Annotated in this window: 21 protein-coding genes and 2 tRNA genes; 16 read left to right on the top strand and 7 right to left on the bottom strand. The window is 42.9% G+C overall.

Features of this window, described 5'->3' with window-relative positions; genetic code table 11:
* Positions 1 to 12: 12 nt before the first annotated feature.
* Both gloA and HC752_RS20150 read left to right on the top strand, forming a co-directional pair.
* Positions 13 to 429, top strand: coding sequence for a lactoylglutathione lyase (gene gloA, locus HC752_RS20145; protein WP_190336997.1), 417 nt, complete (start codon positions 13 to 15; stop codon positions 427 to 429).
* A 218-nt stretch (positions 430 to 647) separates the two neighbouring features.
* Positions 648 to 1,085 carry a DUF2753 domain-containing protein gene (locus tag HC752_RS20150; RefSeq protein ID WP_190336998.1) on the top strand — a complete coding sequence of 146 codons (438 nt, stop codon included), beginning with the start codon at positions 648 to 650 and terminating at the stop codon, positions 1,083 to 1,085.
* A gap of 433 nt (positions 1,086 to 1,518) precedes the next feature.
* Here the strand turns inward: HC752_RS20150 and motY are convergent, their stop codons facing one another.
* Positions 1,519 to 2,373, bottom strand: a complete 855-nt coding sequence (motY, locus tag HC752_RS20155; protein ID WP_238930579.1) for a flagellar protein MotY — start codon at positions 2,371 to 2,373, stop codon at positions 1,519 to 1,521.
* 235 nt (positions 2,374 to 2,608) lie between these two features.
* On the opposite strand from motY, the gene rnt reads away from it, so the two are divergent.
* Together rnt and HC752_RS20165 are read left to right on the top strand one after the other, a co-directional pair.
* Positions 2,609 to 3,259, top strand: coding sequence for a ribonuclease T (gene rnt / locus HC752_RS20160; RefSeq protein WP_190336999.1), 651 nt, complete (start codon positions 2,609 to 2,611; stop codon positions 3,257 to 3,259).
* A 199-nt stretch (positions 3,260 to 3,458) separates the two neighbouring features.
* Positions 3,459 to 4,784 carry a Na+/H+ antiporter family protein gene (locus tag HC752_RS20165; RefSeq protein ID WP_190337000.1) on the top strand — a complete coding sequence of 442 codons (1,326 nt, stop codon included), beginning with the start codon at positions 3,459 to 3,461 and terminating at the stop codon, positions 4,782 to 4,784.
* A 121-nt stretch (positions 4,785 to 4,905) separates the two neighbouring features.
* Here HC752_RS20165 and HC752_RS20170 read toward each other — a convergent pair whose 3' ends face one another.
* Positions 4,906 to 5,238 carry a Grx4 family monothiol glutaredoxin gene (locus tag HC752_RS20170; RefSeq protein ID WP_101112585.1) on the bottom strand — a complete coding sequence of 111 codons (333 nt, stop codon included), beginning with the start codon at positions 5,236 to 5,238 and terminating at the stop codon, positions 4,906 to 4,908.
* Between the two features lie 341 nt (positions 5,239 to 5,579).
* Here HC752_RS20170 and sodB point away from each other — a divergent pair, with 341 nt between their 5' ends.
* The 4 genes from sodB to HC752_RS20190 all read left to right on the top strand — a co-directional run bounded on the left by sodB (position 5,580) and on the right by HC752_RS20190 (position 9,268).
* Positions 5,580 to 6,164 (top strand): superoxide dismutase [Fe], encoded by a 585-nt coding sequence (sodB, locus tag HC752_RS20175; RefSeq protein ID WP_190337001.1) that lies wholly within the window; start codon positions 5,580 to 5,582, stop codon positions 6,162 to 6,164.
* Positions 6,165 to 6,318: 154 nt separating this feature from the next.
* The gene (locus HC752_RS20180) at positions 6,319 to 7,632 is read left to right on the top strand and encodes a 3-deoxy-D-manno-octulosonic acid transferase (RefSeq protein WP_190337002.1); all 1,314 of its coding nucleotides are present in this window, start codon (positions 6,319 to 6,321) and stop codon (positions 7,630 to 7,632) included.
* 191 nt (positions 7,633 to 7,823) lie between these two features.
* Positions 7,824 to 8,327, top strand: a complete 504-nt coding sequence (locus HC752_RS20185; protein WP_190337003.1) for a VC2046/SO_2500 family protein — start codon at positions 7,824 to 7,826, stop codon at positions 8,325 to 8,327.
* Between the two features lie 260 nt (positions 8,328 to 8,587).
* A complete protein-coding gene (locus HC752_RS20190; protein WP_190337004.1) occupies positions 8,588 to 9,268 on the top strand; it encodes an SDR family oxidoreductase in 681 nt (226 codons plus the stop codon).
* A gap of 122 nt (positions 9,269 to 9,390) precedes the next feature.
* Here the strand turns inward: HC752_RS20190 and adhE are convergent, their stop codons facing one another.
* Positions 9,391 to 12,114, bottom strand: a complete 2,724-nt coding sequence (gene adhE, locus HC752_RS20195) for a bifunctional acetaldehyde-CoA/alcohol dehydrogenase (protein ID WP_190337005.1) — start codon at positions 12,112 to 12,114, stop codon at positions 9,391 to 9,393.
* Between the two features lie 822 nt (positions 12,115 to 12,936).
* On the opposite strand from adhE, the gene HC752_RS20200 reads away from it, so the two are divergent.
* Entirely contained in the window at positions 12,937 to 13,815 is an 879-nt protein-coding gene (locus HC752_RS20200) for an ion transporter (protein WP_190337006.1), read from the top strand.
* On the opposite strand, the gene HC752_RS20205 is transcribed toward HC752_RS20200, so the two are convergent.
* The 4 genes from HC752_RS20205 to yejK form a co-directional block, all read right to left on the bottom strand.
* Entirely contained in the window at positions 13,799 to 14,308 is a 510-nt protein-coding gene (locus HC752_RS20205) for a pilus assembly FimT family protein (RefSeq protein WP_190337007.1), read from the bottom strand. The genes HC752_RS20200 and HC752_RS20205 overlap by 17 nt on opposite strands.
* A gap of 217 nt (positions 14,309 to 14,525) precedes the next feature.
* On the bottom strand, positions 14,526 to 15,638 hold the full coding sequence (gene asd, locus HC752_RS20210; protein WP_190337008.1) for an aspartate-semialdehyde dehydrogenase: 1,113 nt from the start codon (positions 15,636 to 15,638) through the stop codon (positions 14,526 to 14,528).
* Positions 15,639 to 15,874: 236 nt separating this feature from the next.
* The gene (locus HC752_RS20215) at positions 15,875 to 17,215 is read right to left on the bottom strand and encodes an Hpt domain-containing protein (protein WP_190337009.1); all 1,341 of its coding nucleotides are present in this window, start codon (positions 17,213 to 17,215) and stop codon (positions 15,875 to 15,877) included.
* An 83-nt stretch (positions 17,216 to 17,298) separates the two neighbouring features.
* A complete protein-coding gene (gene yejK, locus HC752_RS20220; protein WP_190337010.1) occupies positions 17,299 to 18,300 on the bottom strand; it encodes a nucleoid-associated protein YejK in 1,002 nt (333 codons plus the stop codon).
* Positions 18,301 to 18,382: 82 nt separating this feature from the next.
* Here yejK and HC752_RS20225 point away from each other — a divergent pair, with 82 nt between their 5' ends.
* The 7 genes from HC752_RS20225 to HC752_RS20255 all read left to right on the top strand — a co-directional run bounded on the left by HC752_RS20225 (position 18,383) and on the right by HC752_RS20255 (position 23,535).
* Positions 18,383 to 18,610, top strand: a complete 228-nt coding sequence (locus tag HC752_RS20225) for a YejL family protein (protein WP_190337011.1) — start codon at positions 18,383 to 18,385, stop codon at positions 18,608 to 18,610.
* A gap of 13 nt (positions 18,611 to 18,623) precedes the next feature.
* Positions 18,624 to 20,420, top strand: a complete 1,797-nt coding sequence (locus HC752_RS20230; protein ID WP_190337012.1) for a DUF3413 domain-containing protein — start codon at positions 18,624 to 18,626, stop codon at positions 20,418 to 20,420.
* A gap of 86 nt (positions 20,421 to 20,506) precedes the next feature.
* Positions 20,507 to 20,583, top strand: a tRNA-Pro gene (locus tag HC752_RS20235).
* A 300-nt stretch (positions 20,584 to 20,883) separates the two neighbouring features.
* Positions 20,884 to 20,974 (top strand) — tRNA-Ser (locus HC752_RS20240).
* Between the two features lie 173 nt (positions 20,975 to 21,147).
* On the top strand, positions 21,148 to 21,882 hold the full coding sequence (locus HC752_RS20245) for a hypothetical protein (RefSeq protein WP_190337013.1): 735 nt from the start codon (positions 21,148 to 21,150) through the stop codon (positions 21,880 to 21,882).
* 55 nt (positions 21,883 to 21,937) lie between these two features.
* Entirely contained in the window at positions 21,938 to 22,843 is a 906-nt protein-coding gene (locus HC752_RS20250; protein ID WP_190337014.1) for a hypothetical protein, read from the top strand.
* Positions 22,843 to 23,535 carry a hypothetical protein gene (locus HC752_RS20255; protein ID WP_190337015.1) on the top strand — a complete coding sequence of 231 codons (693 nt, stop codon included), beginning with the start codon at positions 22,843 to 22,845 and terminating at the stop codon, positions 23,533 to 23,535. The genes HC752_RS20250 and HC752_RS20255 overlap by 1 nt, the downstream gene beginning before the upstream one ends.
* Positions 23,536 to 23,573 lie beyond the last annotated feature (38 nt).

A 23,573-nucleotide genomic window follows, 5' to 3' on the forward strand; every position in this document is an offset into this window, starting at 1 on the left:
TGGAGATGAACAATGTCAAACGGACGCATTTTACACACCATGATTCGTGTTGGTGATCTCGACCGCTCTATCAAGTTTTACACCGAAGTGTTAGGTATGAAACTGCTTCGAAAAAATGAAAATGAGCAATACAAATACACCCTCGCATTTTTGGGCTATTCAGACGAATCTGAAGGAGCTGTAATAGAACTCACTTATAACTGGGGCACATCTGAATATGATCTTGGTACAGCATTTGGTCATGTGGCATTAGGCTTTGATGATATCTACCAAACTTGCGATGCTATTCGTGAAGCGGGCGGAAATATCACGCGAGAGCCTGGCCCTGTCAAAGGGGGAACCACTCATATTGCCTTCGTTAAAGACCCAGATGGCTATATGATTGAATTGATTCAAAATAAATCAGCATCCGCTGGCTTGGAAGGCTAGCTGATAAGCCTAGCGTCACAGCCATAGACGCCCCGTAGAGGTGAGCTTCATCGCCACCTCATTACGGGCTATTTCTCATGTCTCTTCAGCCAAAATGACCAAATAGAATCTAGGTGCAAGATACAAGATGTCACGAATAAAGCCATCACTTTACATGAAAACAATTATCATTTACTATATTTGAAATATATGTTTTATGATTTTATGGAAGAATGACAATGAATGTTAGAGACTGGGAACAGCATACATTAAAGGCCGATGTCGCCTTGCAGGAACAAGATTTTCTTCGCAGTATCATTCATTACCAGCAAGCTCTGGCTATATCAGAAAAGCTGATTGATGAGCAAGAAGTCGACATTGAAGATTTGCTGACGATCAACGTCATCTCTTGCCACAACCTAGCGAAATTCTGGCGCGAAAACGGTGATAACGATTACGAGCTTAAATACTTGCAGCTGGCGTCAGAAAAAATTCTTTCTTTGGTGCCCCAGTGTCCCAAAACCTATTGTGATAGCTTTATAGATTCGCTGGGTTGCTGTCGTAAGGCTCTAATTGATTTCATGAAGCGCCATCCGAACCCAAAAGTTGCCGAGCAGGTACAACACATTGACACGGCAACGAACTGCGAAATCATCGCAAGCTTCAAGCTAAATTAACCTCGTTTGGGCTAGCATCTTGCCTGTTTTAAAGAGACAGAGTTTGCTGTTGGCAAAAAGAAATCACAGGCTTATTTTAACCAACGCAAGCTCACCTTAGCATGTCGCCACCACACAAATCGTTAATGCCTATCGCTAATACTTAATGCCTATCGCCAATACATAGCGGCTGCTAACATCGCATCGCATTCCAAAGGAATTCCCATACTGAGGACGCACGAATTTGGGTAACGCCATGATATTAAGCATGTGCTTTTTGATAAACAGAATAAGTACTTGACACCTTTTCCTCTTAATACCTAGGCAACTCAAGTACCCAGATACCTCAAAATGTTCGGGTATCGCCATCAGCATGATTAAAACTGTCTCTCGATCATCGCTTCCAGTCCAAAGGAATGGATGCGGTAATCAGCCTACTCTCTCCAAGAAGGAACTACACTTGCGTGCGCCCTAACGAAATCACGACGCGGCGGTTCTTATCTTTGCCAAGCGGCGAAGTGTTGTCCGCTACAGGTCTTCTCTCACCAAACCCTTGGACTTCGATCCTGTTCTGCGGCAATCCTATCGATTGGAAGTATTCACTCAATACCGCAGCCCGACGTTCTGACAAACTCTGATTGCCTTTTTTACCACCACTCGAATCGGTGTAAGCTGCAACTAGAACCAAATCAATATCCTTGTTGTATTTTACGTACTCAGCAATTTTGGCCAGTCGCTTTTGAGATGCCTTATTCAATTGGTCGCTGTTACGATCATAATGCAAAATCGTAAAGGAAATATCTTCGAAACTGTATGGCAAAAGTTGGCTAATACACATACTAAAAGCAGTATAAGAATATTGGAACAACACCGATGAAAGCGATACTTCAACCCTTTTATCGCGGCTTTGCCAATCAGCATAACCAAAGGTCGGGTAGCGTCCTTTTTCAAGTTCGGAAAGAAGTCCCCAAGCAGTTTGTCCCCCAATGTAACCATCAAACTGCTTGAAGAACTTCAAATTGGAAATCTGTTCTGCGCTTTCGCCGGCTCTCCATATGGGAGGCATGGACACCAACGAAACATTGCGAGTTTCGCCCATAGGACGATACATTTTTAACTCAAAGTCGAGATTGATTTTCTTGCTCGCGCGCGAAGTAAAAACCGCTGAACCGTAATTCGGGATGGGATGCACTAATTGGCACTCCAATGGCGTATTGATCGACAATTCCCATTGAGATTGGCTAGGATTAGCCACATAGCGAGTTTGCATGGTAGAAGCACTGCTCGACGCCACTATAGCGAGTCCCATAAGGCTACAGTTGAACCACATGTTTTTCTTCATTACTGCCTCTTCTTCCATCAAAACGGCTTGTCGTTGCCGCTTTTGCCATAAAAGCATCTATTACTGACGATTTTATGTAAATTTACGTGATTAATGCAAAAAGCTCGCCAGATTTATCTATTTCTCTATAGAAAGGATTAAGTATCGCTAAACAGCATCGCTTGGGTATAATGCGGTGCTTGGCACATGGAACAGAACAAACATGACTGAAACAAACAGCGACCTTACATTGAAACAACGCTTTAGAGGCTACTTCCCTGTCGTAATCGATGTGGAAACCGCCGGATTTAATGCCGAAACCGATGCACTTCTTGAAATTTGTGCCGTCACATTAAAAATGAATGATGAAGGCGACTTAGTGCCTGCATCGACCATTCATTTCAATGTAGCACCATTTGAAGGGGCAAATTTGGAAAAAGAAGCGCTTGAGTTCAATGGAATTCGCGACCCTTTCAGCCCTCTCAGAGGTGCAGTTACCGAAGCCGAAGCATTAAAAGAGATCTATAAGCTGGTGAGAAAAGAACAGAAAGCGGCAGACTGCAATCGTGCGATTATCGTTGCTCATAACGCGACGTTCGATCATAGCTTTGTTATGGCGGCAAGTGAGAGAAGCAAACTCAAGAGGATACCTTTTCACCCTTTTGCCACATTTGATACCGCGACCCTAAGCGGTCTTGCTTACGGTCAAACTGTTCTGGCGAAAGCATGCAAAGTCGCGGGCATGGAATTCGATAATAAAGAAGCCCACTCAGCACTGTACGATACAGAAAAAACCGCAGAATTGTTTTGTGGCATCGTGAACAAGTGGAAGGCACTAGGCGGTTGGCCACTCCACACTAAAACAGAATGTTAATACCATTTCTAGCAAAATAGATCTTCAAGCTTATCCGTATTTGAACCCTATCTGTATTTAAGTATTTAAGTATTTAAGTATTTAAGTATTTAAGTATTTAAGTATTTAAGTATTTAAGTATTTAAGTATTTAAGTATTTAAAAGCTATTGGCATCAATGCCATGCACAAATACAGCATCTAACACTACCTGAGAAAAATATGAACCCTGTAGTCATCTCTGTGTGCATCATGTTGGTACTCGCGCTGATGCGAGTCAACGTTGTCGTTGCACTCACTTTTAGCGCCGTCGTTGGTGGTCTTGTTTCTGGAATGTCACTTAACGAAGCGGTATCCGCTTTTGAAAGCGGTCTTGGTGACGGGGCGACCATCGCCCTAAGTTATGCCATGCTGGGTACATTTGCCGTAGCGATTTCAAAGTCTGGTATGACCGATATGCTGGCGTCTAGTGTGATTCGAAAAATAAATGGATCGGAAAGCAAAACAGCATCGACTGGGCTGAAATACTTCATTTTAGTTGCACTCATTTTGGTGACCATGTCATCTCAAAATATCATTCCCGTGCACATTGCGTTTATCCCCATCCTGATCCCCCCTCTCTTGCAAGTGTTCGTTAAATTCAAACTAGACCGACGTTTGATTGCCTGCTTGCTGACCTTTGGATTGATCACTCCTTACATGGTTTTGCCTATTGGATTTGGCGGAATATTTCTAAACAACATTCTGCTTAAAAATCTGCATGACAATGGTCTCGATGTCGTCGCGTCACAGGTGCCCGTTGCTATGTTGCTGCCCGCTGCTGGCATGGTATTTGGCTTACTCACGGCATTATTCTTGAGTTACAACAAACCACGAGACTATCAAGATATTAGGCTAGATGACTCGATTCAAAATCCGCCTCCGGAAGAGAAAAGCAAAAACATTTGGATTGCCATAATAGGCATCGTAACGGCGCTTGCTGTGCAACTGGCAACTGGCTCAATGATTATTGGCGCGTTAGCGGGCTTCATGGTGTTTACCTTTGGCGGTGTTATTGCGTGGAAAGAAACCCAAGATGTCTTCACGAAAGGGGTGCACATGATGGCAATGATTGGCTTTATTATGATAGCCGCTGCCGGATTTGCCGCCGTCATGAAGCAAACTGGCGGGGTGGAATCGCTGGTGAATGCGCTTTCGGTCTCAATTGGTGACAACAAACCCTTAGCCGCTCTGCTCATGCTTATTGTCGGCTTGCTGGTCACCATGGGGATTGGCTCGTCGTTTTCCACCATTCCTATTTTAGCCACTATTTACGTACCGCTAGCGATGGCATTTGGCTTCTCTCCCCTTGCAACTGTCGCTTTAGTCGGTACAGCGGCAGCATTAGGAGACGCTGGGTCACCGGCATCCGATTCCACTTTAGGTCCAACCTCTGGGTTAAATGCGGATGGGCAGCATGAACATATCTGGGAAACCGTGGTTCCGACCTTTGTTCACTATAATATCCCGCTCATTGCCTTCGGCTGGATTGCAGCGATGGTTCTGTAATGCTTAAATCAAACCCATAAGGTTTGTTGCACTAAAATGTATTACACTAAAACTTGTTGCACTAAAAAGGCTTGGTAACCACAATCACCAAGCCTTTTCATTAACCGAAAAACCGAAAAAATTATTCCGCGTCTTCAATTTTCGCTGCGGCTTCTTTGATTAGAGGCTGCAATTCACCTTTTTGGAACATCTCGATGATGATATCGCAACCACCAACGAGTTCACCTTCAACCCAAAGCTGTGGGAATGTCGGCCACTGCGCGTATTTTGGTAGTTCCGCACGGATATCCGGATTCTGAAGGATGTCTACATAAGCAAATTTCTCACCACACGCCATAAGCGCTTGAGAAGCTTGAGAAGAAAAACCGCAGCTTGGCAGTTTTGGGGAACCTTTCATGTAAAGAAGGATCGTGTTTTCAGCAATCTGTTGCTTGATTTTATCGATGGTTTCCATTGCGTCCTCGTTCATGGATGCGTTAACGATTCAGCCCATTCTACTGGTTTAAGTCAGAATAAAAAGTCCTTAATGACTAGGGTTATTACTTTTTGAACCTTAGAGGAATTGGATCATTACTTAAGTTTAAAAAAACTCGATGCTTTTCCTTTTAATAAAGTAAAAACTTGCTAAACTAAATCAAAAATTTGGGCTGAACTGAATACCCAAGCATTTTGAGATGATTTGGGTATAAACAGGATTGGCGCACATAAAAGTAAAAAAAGATCGAATAATAAAATACACACTGGAAGCAATCCGAAAGAGATCGCACTCTTTCATATACAATGGAGAATCGAGCAATGGCATTTGAACTACCCGCTCTTCCTTACGCTAAAGACGCGCTAGAGCCACATATTTCTGCGGAAACTTTAGATTTTCACCACGGCAAACACCACAACACGTATGTGGTTAAACTGAATGGTCTAATACCTGGTACTGAATTCGAAAACCAATCTCTTGAAGAAATCATCAAATCTTCAACAGGCGGCATTTTCAATAACGCAGCACAGATCTGGAACCACACGTTTTACTGGCACTGTCTAGCACCCAATGCTGGCGGCGAACCTACAGGTGCAGTAGCAGACGCTATCAATGCATCATTCGGTTCTTTCGACGAGTTCAAAGCAAAGTTCACTGATTCAGCAATCAATAACTTTGGTTCATCTTGGACTTGGCTAGTGAAAAAATCTGACGGCTCTTTGGACATCGTTAACACGTCAAACGCAGCGACACCACTTACAGAAGAAGGCATCACGCCTATTCTTACCGTCGATCTGTGGGAACACGCTTACTACATCGATTTCCGCAATGTTCGTCCTGACTACATGGGCGCATTCTGGGCATTGGTTAACTGGGATTTTGTAGCAGAAAACCTAGCAAAATAAGATTGTATTGATAGAAAAGTCGAACCCACGCGATAAGCGTGGGTTTTTTTGTGCTCTTATTTTTTTGGACTCTGAGCGATTTGTAACTTGATGTAAGTAGGTAAAAAGGTAGGATATTCACCATATCTTATTTCTAATACCTCAAAGGCTCACCGTGAAATTTGACGCTTATTTAGAAAAGCACTTTCAAATTCTGTTCTTTCTTATACTGGCTGTTGGCACTGCCTTCTCCATTTATTATTCGGGAAACCAGCTACTGGATGGCGACCAAGATCAAATGCTTCTCAAGGGCTACATGGGCGCTTATGCGGGCAATTGGCTTCCGTTTGGCAATTATGGCAGCACCGTTGGCAATGTACCCGGTTACCTCTCTGCATTAGTGGTAGGCGGTCCGCTTCTTTTATGGGATTCCCCTTGGGCGCCGATGGTCTTTTTAATTGCCATCCGTATTGCTTCTGTTTTTATCTTGGATGCCGTTCTTAAACACTATTTTTCAAAACCCATACGACTGGTGTTTGTATTGCTCGTTTGGTTTAGTCCATGGATGCAATACGACAACGTCCTCTATAACCCTTCTTACCTTCTGTTTTTTGCGGCACTTCATTTTTGGACTGCTTTCAAAATGCGCGAAGATGTGTCGTTTGGGTACAGTTTTTTGCATGTGCTTTCTATCGGCATGGCAATGCAGCTTCATTTCTCATGGCCGCTCTTGGCACTTGTCTCGTTGTATTTGCTGTATCGTGGTTTAGGGAAAGTGTCTTGGACTGGTGTAGTCTGTGGGGTTTTGGTTACCGGAGCGTCACTGATTCCCTACTTCATCGAGATGGCGAACAATGAACAAATTGTGCAAGAAAGTGATCGCTACATCGGCTACGGACTCACCCATGTATACCCTGTTCTAAAATCTGTGCTTTATTGGATTCGTTATGGATCCATGATGTTCTCTAACAAAGCCATCGCAAACAGCACATTCGAGTGGATCACAACAATAGAATTCGCTCGACTGGCTTTAGTCTATATCTGGAAAGCTTGGGTATTTGGAGTCGGTGCATTTACGGTTGTTGTGTCTGCTCGCTATAGCTGGCGTTTGTGGAAGCGCGTAAAGCCTATGATTCGAAATTCGGAAGCCGTCACCACGAAAGAAGATTGGCTACCACTTTATGTTTTTGGTGTCTTCGCCGCGATTCTTATATGTGCCGCCCTAGCACCTATCACGTTCAACTATTGGCACTTAATGCTCGCCTACCCTTTCGCCATTATCCCAATCCTATATGGTGTTAGGCAATTTATGGAAAGCAAGCCAGAGCGATTTAAGCTGTTCTTCCTGATTGCGGTTTGTCATCTGGTGCTGGTGAATATCGTTGCATCTAACGACAGTCGGAAATACTCATCATCCGCCAGCTATGTTGATCAGGTGAACCAATTTGTAAAAGATCATCATTCCGTCATTTACAAAAAGAGTGAATGATGGCTGAAGATAGGCAGTAACCTCAACGAGAGCATAGGTGGCAAAACCGCTCAGTTGGTTCAAAAAATAGGCGACTCTTTAGTCACCTATTTTTTTGTAAATAACCTAAGTTATAGATAAGTAGAAAAACTCAAAATTTCCTAAAGTTAATGATTCTCCCGCCGCTATAAGAACATCGAGCGAGGAGCATCATGAACATTCATACATTAGACAAAGCGGCTATCATCAGCGAACTCAATGTTGGCTCTGACATCAGTCAGGCAGTCAACGCAGGGCGCCGTGCCGACTTTGCTTTACTTGTGTCCATGTTTTCAAACGATGTTCGAGACAACACACCCGTTGAAACAATAGAAACACAAGCAATCAGCGATGATAAGCTAAGAAAGCAGTTTGACTTGGCAGCCCCTCAGACTCTTCGTTCTAATGAAGAGTCCTATGAACGATCTGCCACGCAGGCAAATTTATTCCATAAATCGGGGATTACTAGTGTGAGACTCGCCCACGGTCTTACCCCCGACGCGCTGGCATACTTGCCTCAGAGCACCTATGACCTACCTGAAGAGGTTTATCATAACTTGTCTGGGCACGAACGCCGCAAACTGGCTGAAGCAACTGTAACCAAAGTCGTCCCTCAAGAAATCTACAAACAGATGTCTGAAGCAAACCTTCTGCACAAGCTTAAGATGTCTGCCTAACCGAAAGTAAGCAATAACGTAGCCTCACAATTGATACAGTTTCAGGTCATAAGCTTTTCTAGCGCGACTCGAATCCTAAAGAATGCCTCTAATGCCCTTTCATTAGAAAACTATGATGCTATTCACATCATGAACCCGTTATTTTTCCCATGATAGTTATTCACACATTACTTTCTACTTAATCACAACTTATCCATGGTTCTGTGTGAATAACTTAAAGATCAATAATAACAATATGTTAAATAGAGTGAGGTATCCCAATGGATATACGAAACTCAGTGGTTTTAATCACCTCTGCAGGCTCAGGATTAGGCAGTACATTAGCAGTGCATTTTACCTCTTTAGGAGCTAGCGTTGTTGTCGCGGACACTGACTCGATAGCACTTTTAGATACTGTAGAACGTTGCCGCACTTTGTCTGATAATATTTATTATTATCCGCTTCCCGACCACTCTTCCGAGAGTATTCAGTCCTTGTTTAATTACATTGATGAGCGATTTTCAAATGGTGTTGATGTACTCATAAATAATTGGCCCAGCATGCCGCTTCCAAGGCTATTTGGGAATGAACAAGGAGAAGAGTTCACTCATAAATTGTCATCATTGGCTTCATCCTTATATGGTTACGGGAAAGCCAGCGCTCTGAGGATGCGAATGCACAAAAAGTCGGGGGTTATTGTGAATTTAACCTCGCACCAGCAACACAATCCGCCCGAGGGGCTTGAGAATGTTTCTGCGATGATCGTTGGATTTACTCAAACGTGGGCGAAAGAGCTTGTTCCATTTAATATTCGTGTAGGTGGCGTGATACCTACGCAATTTTGCACTAAGGACAGTGCCAATGGTGATTGGGCGTATATGCAGGATGAAATGATTAGAAATACTGAATACATAGTCTCAAATGACTACTTTAATGGTCGTGTAATGTCCTCAGAAGCATAGAGAACATTGCTTATTCTCGGTATTCACGGGGGACGAGACAGAAAAAGCTCCACCAGATGGTGGAGCTTTATTTTTCCCGAAAGGTTATCAAGTGCTAGCGAAAACCTTTTTCAGTATCTGGCTTACGCTTCCGCTTTTTCTTTCTTTGTTTCTTTCGCTGCTACTTTAGCTTTAGGTGCTGATTTAGTAGCCACTTGGTCTGCTTTCTTCTTGATTACTGTCGTGCCTTCGAACGTTTCACCTTCAATGTATGGCTTACCGTAATATGCAGACAACATCACGTCTTTCAACTCAGAAATCAGAGGGTAACGTGGGTTCGCACCAGTACATTGATCATCGAACGCGTCAACCGCCAGTTCATCAATCTTCGCTAGGAAGTCAGCTTCGTTCACACCTGCTGCTTGGATAGACTTAGGAATGTCCAAGTTATCTTTCAGCTCGTCCAACCAACCTAGAAGGCGCTCGATCTTCTGAGCCGTGCGGTCACCTGGCTGAGTTAGCTCTAGGTGGTCTGCCACTTCTGCGTAACGACGGCGCGCTTGTGGGCGGTCGTACTGAGAGAATGCCGTCTGCTTAGTTGGATTGTCGTTTGCATTGTAACGTACTACGTTATCAATCAACATTGCGTTAGTCATACCATGAGCAAGGTGGAACTCAGCACCAATCTTGTGTGCCATAGAGTGACAAACACCTAGGAATGCGTTGGCAAACGCGATACCAGCAATCGTTGCCGCATTGTGAACTTTCTCACGAGCAATTGGGTCGTTAGAACCGTTCGCGTAGCTTGATGGTAAGTACTCTTTTAGCATCTTAAGCGCTTGTAGAGCTTGACCATCAGAGTATTCGTTAGCAAGAACCGAGACGTAAGCTTCTAGTGCGTGTACCACCGCATCGTAACCACCAAATGCACACAGAGACTTAGGCATGTTCATTACTAGGTTCGCATCGATGATAGCCATTTGAGGCGTTAGCTCGTAGTCCGCCAGTGGGTATTTTGCGCCCGTTTTATCATCTGTAACAACCGCGAATGGTGTCACTTCTGAGCCTGTGCCTGACGTGGTTGGGATACAAACCATTTCGGCTTTTTTACCCATTTTAGGGAACTTGTAGATGCGTTTACGGATGTCCATAAAGCGCATTGCAAGGTCTTCAAATGCCGTTTCTGGGTGCTCGTACATTACCCACATGATTTTTGCTGCATCCATTGGTGAACCACCACCAAGCGCGATGATGACATCAGGCTGGAAGCTCTTCATTGAGTCTGCGCCTTTTTGTACAGCAGACAATACTGGATCCGCTTCTACATCAAAGAACGTTTGTACTTCCATACCGTTCGCTTTCAGGATGCTGATGGTTTCATCTGCGTAACCGTTATTGAATAGGAAACGGTCTGTTACGATGAATGCACGCTTCTTACCTTCAAGGTCGCCAAGTGCTACTGGAAGGCTGCCGCGACGGAAGTAGATAGACTTAGGTAGTTTATGCCACAACATATTCTCAGCTCGCTTAGCTACAGTTTTCTTATTAATTAAGTGCTTAGGACCTACGTTCTCAGAAATGGAGTTACCACCCCATGAACCACAACCCAATGTCAGTGATGGCGCAACGTTAAAGTTGTACAAGTCACCAATACCACCGTGAGTCGTTGGGATGTTGATTAAAATACGAGCGGTTTTTAGTTTGTCGCCAAAGTAACGAACACGGTCTGCGTTCTTATCTTGATCCGTGTACAGACCAGATGTGTGACCAATACCACCGATCTCAACCATCGTTACTGCTTGCGCCACTGCGTCTTCGAAATTATCAGCGCGGAATAGACCAAGAGTCGGAGACAATTTCTCATGTGCGAACTCATCGTCGTACGACACTTTACCTAACCCTTCACCAACCAGTACTTTCGTGTCTGCTGGTACTGTTACGCCTGCCATTTCCGCAATCGCTGATGCAGGTTGACCAACGATCTTCGCGTTTAGGTTGCCTTCGATGAGGAGAACTTTACGTACTTTTGCGGCTTCATCTTTGCTTAGGACGTAAGCTTTGTGAGAAGCAAAACGCTCTTTCACTTCGTCGTAAACATCATCAACGACGATGGCAGCCTGCTCAGAAGCACAAACAACACCATTATCGAAAGTCTTAGACATTAGGATTGAAGCGACTGCACGTTTGATATCTGCTGTTTCGTCGATAACGACAGGAACGTTACCTGCACCAACACCGATGGCTGGTTTACCTGAAGAGTACGCTGCCTTAACCATGCCTGGACCACCAGTAGCAAGGATAAGAGCAATGTCGTCATGCTTCATAAGCGCATTAGAAAGCTCCACAGAAGGCTGGTCAATCCAACCAATGATGTCTTTTGGAGCACCCGCTGCAACCGCTGCATCGAGAACAAGCTTCGCTGCATCATTTGTCGAGTTTTTTGCGCGAGGGTGAGGCGAGAAAATAATTGCGTTGCGAGTCTTCAAAGAAATTAGAGATTTGAAGATTGCGGTCGAAGTTGGGTTCGTTGTTGGGACAATGCCGCAAATGATGCCGACTGGCTCAGCGATTGTCATGGTACCGAGGCTTTCATCTTCGTCTAGAACACCACATGTTTTTTCATCTTTATACTTATTGTAGATGTACTCAGAAGCAAAGTGGTTTTTGATAACCTTATCTTCAACAATACCCATACCAGACTCTTCTACCGCTTGCTGCGCAAGAGGAATACGAGCTTGGTTAGCGGCAAGCGATGCTGCGCGGAAAATTTTGTCTACTTGCTCTTGAGAAAAAGTAGCAAATTCTGCTTGAGCCGCTTTAACACGTGCGACCATTGCATCAAGTTCAGCCAGATTAGTTACAGGCATAATGAATCTCCTAAAATAGAAAAATATTAAAAACTTTTTATTAAGGTTGCGACCTTACGCTTTGAGCATTTCGTCAATCACTTATCGAACCACAGTCTTAGTAAATTGCTTTCAGGACTGAGTATAATATTTCATAGTATGAAATAAATTGACTCAGATCAGTTATGAAAAACTAAATACCACTTACTGGGATACACAAAAGCAAATCAACATTAACCTTATGATTTTATTAAAAATTAATTAGAAATAACAATATGGTCAAAAAAGAATCAACTAAATAAATAAATTTTTAATACAACATCATTTTGTAATAAATTTTCATTTATGGAACAGAATACATCCGTTCCACATTTTGATCACAACTGGTTACTCACCATGCAACCGTTTCAAATAAATGAGTACGGCACGCTTTTTAACAATTTGTCATACTCTTACAAAACACCTTTCATTTCTACTCATTTCACATCTTGTAACACATTCATTACCGCATGCTAGTAACGGGGAATACTCACTCAACATGCAGAGCAAATCGTTGAAATTCACCTCATTACCAGAAGATAATAACCCTATATTTTAAAGACCTTTTGGAGCACGTTTACATCACCTCGGATGTGCCCTTGTCTAACGAGATCTTTGAGGGGAAACCAGTCTAGCGAGTTGAACATATGTCGACGTACCTTACGTATTCAGCCTAATTTACGCCTTCAGACTATTAGCTCAAATACACTTCCGCTTTAACCCAACGTTTGCCTTGTACGGGGACTTTTTATCTCCCCAAATTCGGTTAAGATACTTAGCAAGGATTCCAAATTGATATTCAACATGTCACAACACGTTCTAAAACATCACCTTTACGTCATTATTTTCGGCACTCACACCACTGCTGGTAGAATATTCGACATAACGCTTATCATTGCAATTTTGGCATCATTGACCGTTTTAGTGATTGACTCAACACTGCCTGCAGGAAGTACATGGTCCACAAGGCTGCTTTATGCAGAGTATGCCTTTACAGCCTTATTCACCGTTGAGTATCTTCTTCGGCTCTACTGCTCGCCGAAACCTAGCGCATACGCTAAGAGCTTTTATGGGGTCATTGATCTACTAGCCATTTTACCTACTTACTTTGTGCTGATTTTCCCTTCTGCATCTTTCATTGCAGTTATTCGATTACTCCGTGTAATGCGCATCTTCAGAATTCTAAAGTTGGTTCGTTACCTTCAAGATTCAAATTTACTCCTTCGCTCGCTGTTGATGTCGCGTAGGAAAATTCTGATTTTTTTCAGTACCGTCGCTATATTAGTGACGATTTTTGGCTCACTGATCTTCGTGATAGAAGGTCCCCATAATGGCTTTACCAGCATTCCGCAGAGTATTTATTGGGCCATCGTCACCATAACCACCGTTGGGTATGGTGATCTCGTTCCTCAAACCTCTATTGGGAAAGCCATTGCATCACTGACGATGCTGTTGGGGTATTCTATTTTGGCAGTGCCAACAGGGATTATTACAGCGGAACTCAGCCATGAAATGAATGCACACCGAAACTTAGTGAAGTGCCCTAACTGTTCAAGCAATGGGCATGAATCGGATGCACGCTACTGTAAGCATTGTGGGGGAGAATTAGCATCACCAGACGCGAGAGTTGTACCGGTTGACATGCATGAATCAGAAAAAACGAAAGTCAGCAGCCACGAGTAACGCTTTCAACGATGAAGCGGTCGCCTGAATACATTGGTGCGGTATATTTTATGTAGCACTGAGTTTCTAAAATACCACTTCGGCTCGGGTGTTTGACCCACTCAGAACGAGTCAGCAACCACGAATCTTTTCGATTTGCTTGAGCGGCATAGTGCGCAACCCAAACCCAAGGTTTATCGGTATGACGGTATCCCATATCAATATCGACAAAATTCGCCAAACCACCAATCCTAACACTCGGGTAGCCAAATTGAAGTTGACCTAATCCTTGTAGCATGCCGAACTCATCATGCTCCACGCCCTCTTCAATCGCTTGAATCTTAGCGACTTCGGCGGCGTGTGTAATCTTGCTTGCCAATCCCTCAACGAGGGCTTGATTGTATTCGGTTTGCATACTGAAAAACTTAGGTGCAGCGGTGACTGCCATTAGTGAGAATACCGTCATTCCCATTAGCCCTTCAAGCATTGAAAACCCATCATTCAGCCTAAGCATTGCCTTTCCTTCAACTTACAACTGGTAGTCTATTACTATGAGTATAGTTGGATGTCAAAAATTGCCAGTCAGAAGTACGTAAATGCTAGGAAATAATTAGGACATAGCCTGAATGCACATTTAGAAAAAATGGAAAGGGATTAAGTCAAATTGACAGTAAACAAAAAGCGCCTCTGAATCAGAAGCGCTTACTAATAGATCTATGTGGTTGAAAATATTACTTCTCAGACAAAATAATTCTTAACGTTCTACGTAACGGTTCCGCTGCTCCCCAAAGTAGCTGATCCCCCACAGTGAAGGCATTAAGAAATTCGTCTCCCATCGACATTTTACGTAAACGACCTACAGGAACAGATAACGTGCCCGTCACTTTAGCTGGCGTCAGTTCCTGCGCAGTAACATCGCGATCATTCGGAACCACTTTCACCCAGTCATTATGGGTTGCGATCATTTCTTCAATCTCATCCATCGGGATGTTTTGTTTTAGTTTGATGGTGAGCGCCTGAGCATGACAACGCATTGCACCAATACGAACGCATGTGCCATCAATAGGAATGGGTGAGCTTTGAAAGCCAAGGATTTTGTTTGCTTCAACACCCGCTTTCCATTCTTCTTTACTCTGACCGTTATCGCGTTTCACATCGATCCAAGGAATCAAAGAACCCGCAAGAGGTACACCAAATTGATCTGTTGGGAAGGAAGAAGCTCTCAGTGTTTCTGCCACTTTTTTATCAATATCGAGAATAGAGCTCGCTGGATTGGCAAGTTCCGTACTAACAGAATCGTTGATCACGCCCATTTGAGAAATAAGCTCTCGCATGTTCTGTGCGCCGGCACCCGATGCAGCTTGATACGTCATTGCGCTCATCCACTCAACATGGCCTTTTTCGTAAAGCCCACCCAGTGCCATAAGCATCAAACTAACCGTACAGTTACCACCCACAAACGTGTTTGTACCAGCATGAATACCTTGCTGAATTTGCGCTAGGTTAACTGGATCTAGTGTAATAATGGAGTCTTCAGCCATACGCAGTGTCGACGCTGCATCGATCCAATAGCCTTTCCAACCAGCCTGACGCAATGCTGGGTATACTTTCTCTGTATAGCTGCCGCCTTGACAAGTGATAACAGCATCAAGCTGTTTCAGGCTTTCAATATCAAACGCATCTTGAAGAACACCTGCCTCTTTACCAAAGTTTGGGGCTGGAATACCAACCTGTGAGGTGCTGTAAAAAACGGGCTCAATGACATCAAAGTCTTTCTCTTCGACCATTCGCTGCATCAAAACCGAACCGACCATACCACGCCAGCCTACAAGACCTACTCTCATTGTTTACGCTCCATGTCTCTTTTAAACAAACTCCCCCATCTATAAGATTTTTGAGACATGAAAACAAGCCTTTTCACCCTAAATGAATAAAAAAGCCGTGAAACAAGGGAAATTAGTGATTTTTGGAATTGTACAGGTAGCCATGATTCAAGAAAGATTGTGTATGCAGATTGAAAGAAATCGATTCTAAACAAAACACCATAGCGACTTCATTGCGTGTATTCCTAAGCAAGGATCTAAGCTGTACTCACCGTTCCCAAGTAAGACTCGACATCATCAACGGTACGCTTTAAACACTGTTCAAGCTCTAACATTGATTGTTCTGATGGGAGAGAGCCTTCTTTCAAGCCCATCTCTATTTCGGTACAAATACTTTTAAGCCTCGAGGCACCTAAATTGCCCGCGACACCTTTCAGGCTATGCACGATACGATGCGCCTGATTTTTTTCTTTTTTCAGCGCTTCTTTCAACTTATTGGCGTCATCACTATGGTCTTGCAAAAATACATTCAGAACGATCAAAACAGAGTCTTCATCCTGATCAAAGGTTTCGAGCATCATACCTGGGTCAAAAGCGCTCGGGAGAGCAGCATTTGAAAAATTCACGGTATCTTTTTCGTGACTTCGGCTCTTACTTTCAACAGGTGGAACAAAAGACACATGAGCACTTGGTTTTTGGGAACCTAAATCTTGGACGCGTCTAGCACGGCCTCTTTCGTCAACGACAACATGAGTCGATGACATCGTCTCTTTCTCTTTAGGGGCGTTGAGCTCATCTATAGGCGCTTTCGAATCCGATGCTTTTGAACGCCCAATGAACGCAAACCAAGAGAGAGAGAAAATCAGCAAACCACTCAAAAAAAGTGTGAGTGTGAGAATCCTTTTTTCTGATGTTTTAAAGCCAAATCTAACTGCATCAATCTCTCTCACAACCGAATGCTTGATGATTTCTTCCGTGACATAACTGAGTTGAGCGTGTTCAGCCAAAATAATGGAGGATTGAGAAAGTAAAGATTGAATCTGTTTCTTATGTGCTACGTCATATTGCTCAGATCGGAGCATTATTGATTCGAGCGTCATAAAGTTGGGAGGGTTAAGATTGGCATCGGCATAAAATGAGCTAAACATGTACGCCCCTAGCTCATTGTATAGAGAAACCAACCCTTCCGGCGTGCCTTCACTACTTTTAGCCTTGAGGATTTGCTCCGAAAGCCCTCGAATATTCATAGCAACGTTCAAGTAATTTTCAGCTCGCTCTACAAACCGCTTAGTCAGATAAACCAATTGCGCCGTTTCTGGGCTCCAAAAGCCCATAGGACTCGCTGACTCAATCTGAATAGCAGCGGATTTAACGAGTTCAAGATTAAGCGACATTTGCTCAATATGTTGAGCCCGAATAGGGTCTGGAAAAGACAAGGCGTATCGAAACTCTTCCATCCGACTAGACAGCAAATCGATAGATTCCGCATCCTGACGCAACTGACTGAATTGAATGTAAAAGACGGTAGAGAAAACGCCCCAAATAGATAGGACAGAAAAAATGAGAACCTTGATGTTTTTTTTGCTACTTTCATCCATAAAATAGCTCTTTAGACTACGTTGGTTTATTCAAGTTGGTTTATTCAATTAAGGTGGCCCACAACCACCTTACCTGTGCAAAGCTACGAACGGCGTGTTAACTGATCTCGCAAATTAGGTGGCGTCCCTTTTAGCGTCAGTGTATCTGTTTCCGGATCGTAAAAAATACGTTCACCTAACAACAAACTATCAAACTGAATGGAAACGCCGCCACCTGCCCCAACAAACTTCGTTAACTTTCGCACGGCTGAACGATCGCCAGGAAAACTTTCTTCAAGATCATAACCTTGCTCTTGAGTGTAGTCTAAGAAACTGGTTCCATCATTACTCGTTGGCAATTCGTCAGATAGCTCACGAATTTCGACTTCATCACCCGATTTAATCTGTTCATTACAGTAATCGAAAACTTGCTTGCGATATTGAATCGCTTCTTCTTTTTCAAGTTTTGAGTCGGAGCAAAAATCCTCTACCGCCTGCATTAGAACCTGATTCTGCACCTTGGTATCAAGCCCCACCTCAGCTTGGAGGAAATCTAAGAAGAAATCCGATACTTTACGCCCTACTCGACCCTTAATAAACGTCAGGTATCGGTTGGACTCTTTATCTGTGGCGTAAGTAGATAGGTCTATTCTTGCCGCAATATCCATTTTGCTTATATCGAGATAATCGGTTGCGCTGATTTCTAGCCCTTCTGTCACTTTCAAGCTTTCATTGGATGGAAGTAAACCGACAAACAAATATTCGGTAGCCAGTGATTGATACTCTGCAAAAACCAAAATGCCTTCGTCCGCAAATGGGTACTTTGACAGTTCTTCTTTCAACCTTGTAGCACTTATCTGAGAAAAATCGTAAAAGCTCTTCTCACCTTGGCGAAGTTCTTGCAGCCATGATTTAAAATCACTGTCTGATTTAAACGTACCAAAGCCTTTGCTGGCTTTGCTGTTAAAAACGCGATGCAGTTCGGCAACAAGGCTTTCCGATGAACCTTCATTAGGAAGCGACTCTTGACGAAAATTAACGGTCAATTCTTCTTGCTCATTTCTAACCAGCTTATGAAGGATGACGTTTGAAAGATGCAAACTCATAATATTTTGTTGTGTTCTAGTTTCAGTTGAGAGGGAGAGTAGGTTATCATAAGCCGCTTTTACTATCATTATCAGAGTCTATATGCCGATTACATCTAAATACAGCGACGAACAAGTTGAATCTATCTTGGCAGAGATTGCAGCCGTACTTGACAAAAACGGGGCAAATACAGAGCTTTCATTGATGATTGCAGGAAATATCGCAACGAATGTCTTAAATCAAAACGTTCCTGCTTCACAACGTAAGGTAATTGCTGAAAAATTCGCTCAAGCACTTATCTCATCCGTCAATGGCGATGCCACTCAATAAGACTGATATATAAATGGTAGATAGCGAAAATACATACAGTGAACGCGTTTCTCGCCTTGTGAGTTGGGGGCATTGGTTTGCCTTCTTCAACATCATTTCGGCAATGCTGATTGGTACGCGGTACATTACTCAGTCCCCATGGCCCGACACCTTTTTGGGGCAAGTCTATTTAGCCGTCTCTTGGCTTGGGCATTTTGCTTTTTTGGTTTTTGCTGTCTACATACTAGTGCTATTTCCGCTCACCTTTTTGGTGCCATCACGGAAATTGTTCCGTTTTCTTTCGGCGTGCTTTGCAACGGTCGGTCTCAGTGTTTTACTGCTTGATACGCAGGTTTATCAAAGCCTTCATTTGCATTTAAACCCAGTCATTTTTAATTTATTGATCAGTAAAGAAGGTAACTTTACGCCAGAGTGGCAACAATTTTTTATTTTTGTCCCTATTATCTTTTTAATGCAGCTAGCCTTAGCGGAATGGATATGGCGTAAAAAGAGAAAACTTGCCCATAAACACATTGGCAAACCAATTGCTGCCGTTTTTTTCGTGTGCTTTATTGCAAGCCATCTAATCTACATCTGGGCAGATGCGTTCTTCTATAACCCCATCACCAGCCAACGCGCAAACTTCCCGCTTTCTTACCCCATGACAGCAAAGAGCTTTATGGAAAAGCATGGCTTGTTGGACAAAGAAGAATATTTGGATCGACTGGATAGCTATTCGGGCGATGTAAAACTGGTTCAATACCCGATAGAACCTTTGGTATACGAAAGCAGAGGCAAAGCTCTAAACGTCTTAATCATCATGGTTGATAACCTGAGAGCCGATGCCGTTACGCCTAACACCATGCCAACGCTCAACGCCTATGCAAAGAAACATTTGAATTACACCAATCATTATAGTGCCAGTAATGACACGTACGGTGTGTTTGGTTTGTTCTACGGTTTGCCAAGCAGCTATGCCGATAGCATAAAAGCACAACAAGAGCCGCCATTGTTCATTCAACTTTTGAAAAAGAAAAATTACAACTTCGGTTTATTTAGTGGCGACAACTTTGCAGACAAATTGTACCGTGACATCATTTTTAAAGACTTTTTGCCAGAAGATTCAACGGCCTCAGAAACAACAGACGATAAGGCGGCAATATCGAACTGGTCTACTTGGTTAGAATCTAAACCAAACCAGCCATGGTTTAGTTATGTCGAACTCAATGGGCTAGCCAACTTTGAATCGGCTCTCCCAACCATTCCAGGCAGCCAATTGGAAGCTCAACTGAAAGAAGGTTATATGAATTCAACGATGCAAGCAGACCAGCTATTGGCATCGATGTTTGAAAAGCTAGAACAATTGAAGCTAACCAATAATACCGTGGTTATTGTGACATCGAACCACGGCACAGAATTTAATGAAACGAAGAGTAGCTCGTGGGGTTCCAGCACCAATTACAGTCGCTTTCAGCTTCAGGTGCCGATGATCATTCAGTGGCCAGGAAAAGAAGCGACAGAATTTACGCGTAAAACCAGTCATTTGGACTTATCGCCTACATTGATGCACCAAATCCTTGGTGTCAGTTCAAACCCGACAGATTACAGTAGCGGACGCAGTTTGTTTGATACCGATGAAAGGAACTGGATCATTGCAGGTAACCGACGAGAAGTCGCGATGATTACAGACGATGAAACAACAGTTGTCGACCGATTTGGCAACTACAAAGTGTACGATTCTGAATACAACAGAAAACGCGATGACACCCCTAAACTCTCGATCTTAATGCAAGGCCTCACTGAACAGAAAAGATTTTACACCGAGCAATGACAGGTGAATAAATATCAAGCACTTGTTCATGGTAAAGGCTAAAAATCGTTGACTCATAGCAAGAAAACCGTTTACAGTGTTTTTATCGGACTGTAGCGCAGCTTGGTAGCGCACTGTCATGGGGTGTCAGGGGTCGCTGGTTCAAATCCAGTCAGTCCGACCATGTTAAAAAAACCGCTGTTTTTACAGCGGTTTTTTGCATTTGCACTAAAGCAATTGCTTTATGACCTTGTTGGTTCACTCAACGGTCTTTATTGCCCCAATATCAAACAGAATTTCCATTCCCTTCAAGTCGGTGAATAATACACAGTGACTTAACACCAAGCTGCCGAAAAAACACACGAACTGATCACCCTGCAATCAGTCATACTTCTTTTTTGATGGTTTTGACGTTTTTTCAATCAAACAAACCACTTAGGGGTTTACAAGGTTATCAACCCTATATAATATGCGCTCCAGCAACGGAGAGATGGCTGAGTGGTTGAAAGCACCGGTCTTGAAAACCGGCATACGTTAATAGCGTATCTAGGGTTCAAATCCCTATCTCTCCGCCACATTCTAAAAAGCCGCTGAATTTTTTCAGCGGCTTTTTTGTGTATCATGCACTGAGAAGTCACTCATATCTATTGTTCTCAAATGTTAACTTTCACTCCCCCGCTTTTAAATCTCCATTGATTATCTTTTGGCACTCACCGATAATCAGTTTGTTCATTGATGAGGTACTACAATGTCTTCAAAATTATCCAGTTTAGTATGGAGTTATAAAGCAGCCAAAGCAGAGGACAAACTACTTCTATTAGCGCTAGCAGAGTTAGCAGACAGAAAAGGAACGTTCTGTACTTCGATTACCGAACTGCGTGATCTAACCGAATTAAGTGAAGGGGTTCTGAAAACGGTACTTCACCATTTAGTTCACAATGCTAATGGCTTGGTAACACTGCATAAAAGCCAGCCTCCATCACAGAAAGAATTTGTTGGTAAACTCAATTTAGGGCAGGCGACAAACCAAACACCTGAAAATAGCGTTGACTTGTATGCGCTGGCGCAACAGCAAAATGAACGCTTAATGCAATATCAAAATAATAACAAAGGGAAACTGAGCCGCACCCAGAAAGCTCAAATTACCCCACTGAATCGACGTTCTACTGAAAAACAATATAGTGTCCTAGAAATACATATGGAAGAGATACCGCATTGGGCGGAAGGCTTGATGTACAAAAAAGGGGTTCATGGACGAAAGGACATTTGGGATTCTTTTGTCATTGATGTGCACAACTCAGGTGAGAAAATCTTCACAATCAATCAGCTCACAAATAGACTGCATCAAAAAATAGAACATTATAAGAATGCTGTTTTTTCCAACTCAAATTCGAACAATGCGAATAGACCGGCGAAACAATCGGCATTAAGTGCTTTTGAAGAAAAATTCCAAGACTACCTTAATGATGATCTCGACGACTAGACTCACTATATATTTGCTCTAGCTTGAAATTTAACTAAATTATACGGTCCAAAATATGAGTGATAACTTTAACAAGCCACAAAACGTATCAGACCTTGGTATTTCGTTTGAAGAGCGTTTAGAACAGTTAGGCAAAGCAGCTAAGCAAAATCAATCCACCTCAAGCTCCTCATACCAAACGAATCATCCCAAGAGTAAAACCGATGTCGCCACAACCACTTCAGACTCTTCTCGTCTGACCAATACCAGATCTCAGCTCGCACTTGACGAATACAAAAAACAGGGGAAAAGCAAACAGATACTAAAAGTCTGGTTTATGTTGATGCAAGCGTTTGACTCGAAAATGAAGCATTTCTTTGGAGAGGAACCCGACGTACATTTTATGAAGTTCGCAGTCTCTCTAACGCCTGAGTCATACTTACGATTGGAAGCTAACCTTTTAGAGAGACTAGATGAAGATAGGGAATGGCCCCCTTCGTTAGTTCGGCTTAGACAACTTGCAAATTCACCAACAAAAGAAACCATGTATCGAGCGAGGCGAAATCTGTTTCATCATCCGATCCCTTTTCAAGAACTTGATCGTGTTGAAAAATTCATCAAGCGATACAAGATGAATGAAGTCAGAAAATTCTCGGACAGGAACTTCGAAAGCGAGTTCAATAGAAAATATACGCAATGGTTCCGAGAAGTACTACTCGAAAACATGGATCATAAATTTGAAGAACAGCAACTCATCGCGAGCCAACATATGAACACCCATGTCCAAACGGAAAATGATCGACAAATAGACAACATCATAGCGAATGGCAAAGCATTTGAGCATAAACTCGGCAGTAGAATTCTGGCTACGATCCGGAAAAAGAGTGAGGTCGCAGACTCAACAGTTTCTATTGAAGAAATTGAAGAAATTGAGCAAAAAAAGCTGGCTGAGAAAATTATCAGCAAGACAGGTGATCACTAGTGCGTGACTTTGAAATCCTAGAAAAGTGCGAACATTATTTTCGATGTAACATTGACGGCACTGTAGGCAAACACTGCCGAATCATCATTGATGAGTTCAGCCAAGATTTACCTCTCGGTCATTTTAAACTTCATGTTGAAGAAATTACCGACAAGCAATCTCATCACGCCTCTGACGCTGTATTTAAACTGACTTTACCTCTTTCTCAACAGGATTCTATTGCTATTTGTACACTTAATACGGGGAAAAAAAATGTTTTCACCTATAAAGAGTGTTTGAGACTTGGGGGAAAGTGGGAACCAATTCTGAATGAATGGGTATTTTCTGCGTCCGTTCAACGTAAAGTCGAACAACTCAGCAACATAGTCCACTCAGCGCCTATTACCGTTGAAGCTGAATTTAAAGAGACATTGTCCGAATCCAACAAGGGGTTAACGTTATTTGGCTTTGAGCTTGTCAAAGGGCTTAAAATCAACCATCTACCCATCTTTCACAAAGGGGTAACTCTACAAAAAGGAGATATCTCGTTCATTCCTGGTAAAAACTCAAAAACAATTGTTCGTGCCGGAACCGTCATTCGTATCACTGTTCCCGAGCTAATACTCACCTCAAAAAATTATAGAGAGGACTATCTAGCGGCAGTGAATATAAAAACTATCCGGGGTAGAAAACCGGGTAAACGAACCTACTAGCTCCTTTTTTACTTCAAACAGCGGTCATCTTCGTCTGA

The organism is Vibrio sp. S9_S30 (genome assembly GCF_014694455.1).
GTDB lineage: Bacteria > Pseudomonadota > Gammaproteobacteria > Enterobacterales > Vibrionaceae > Vibrio.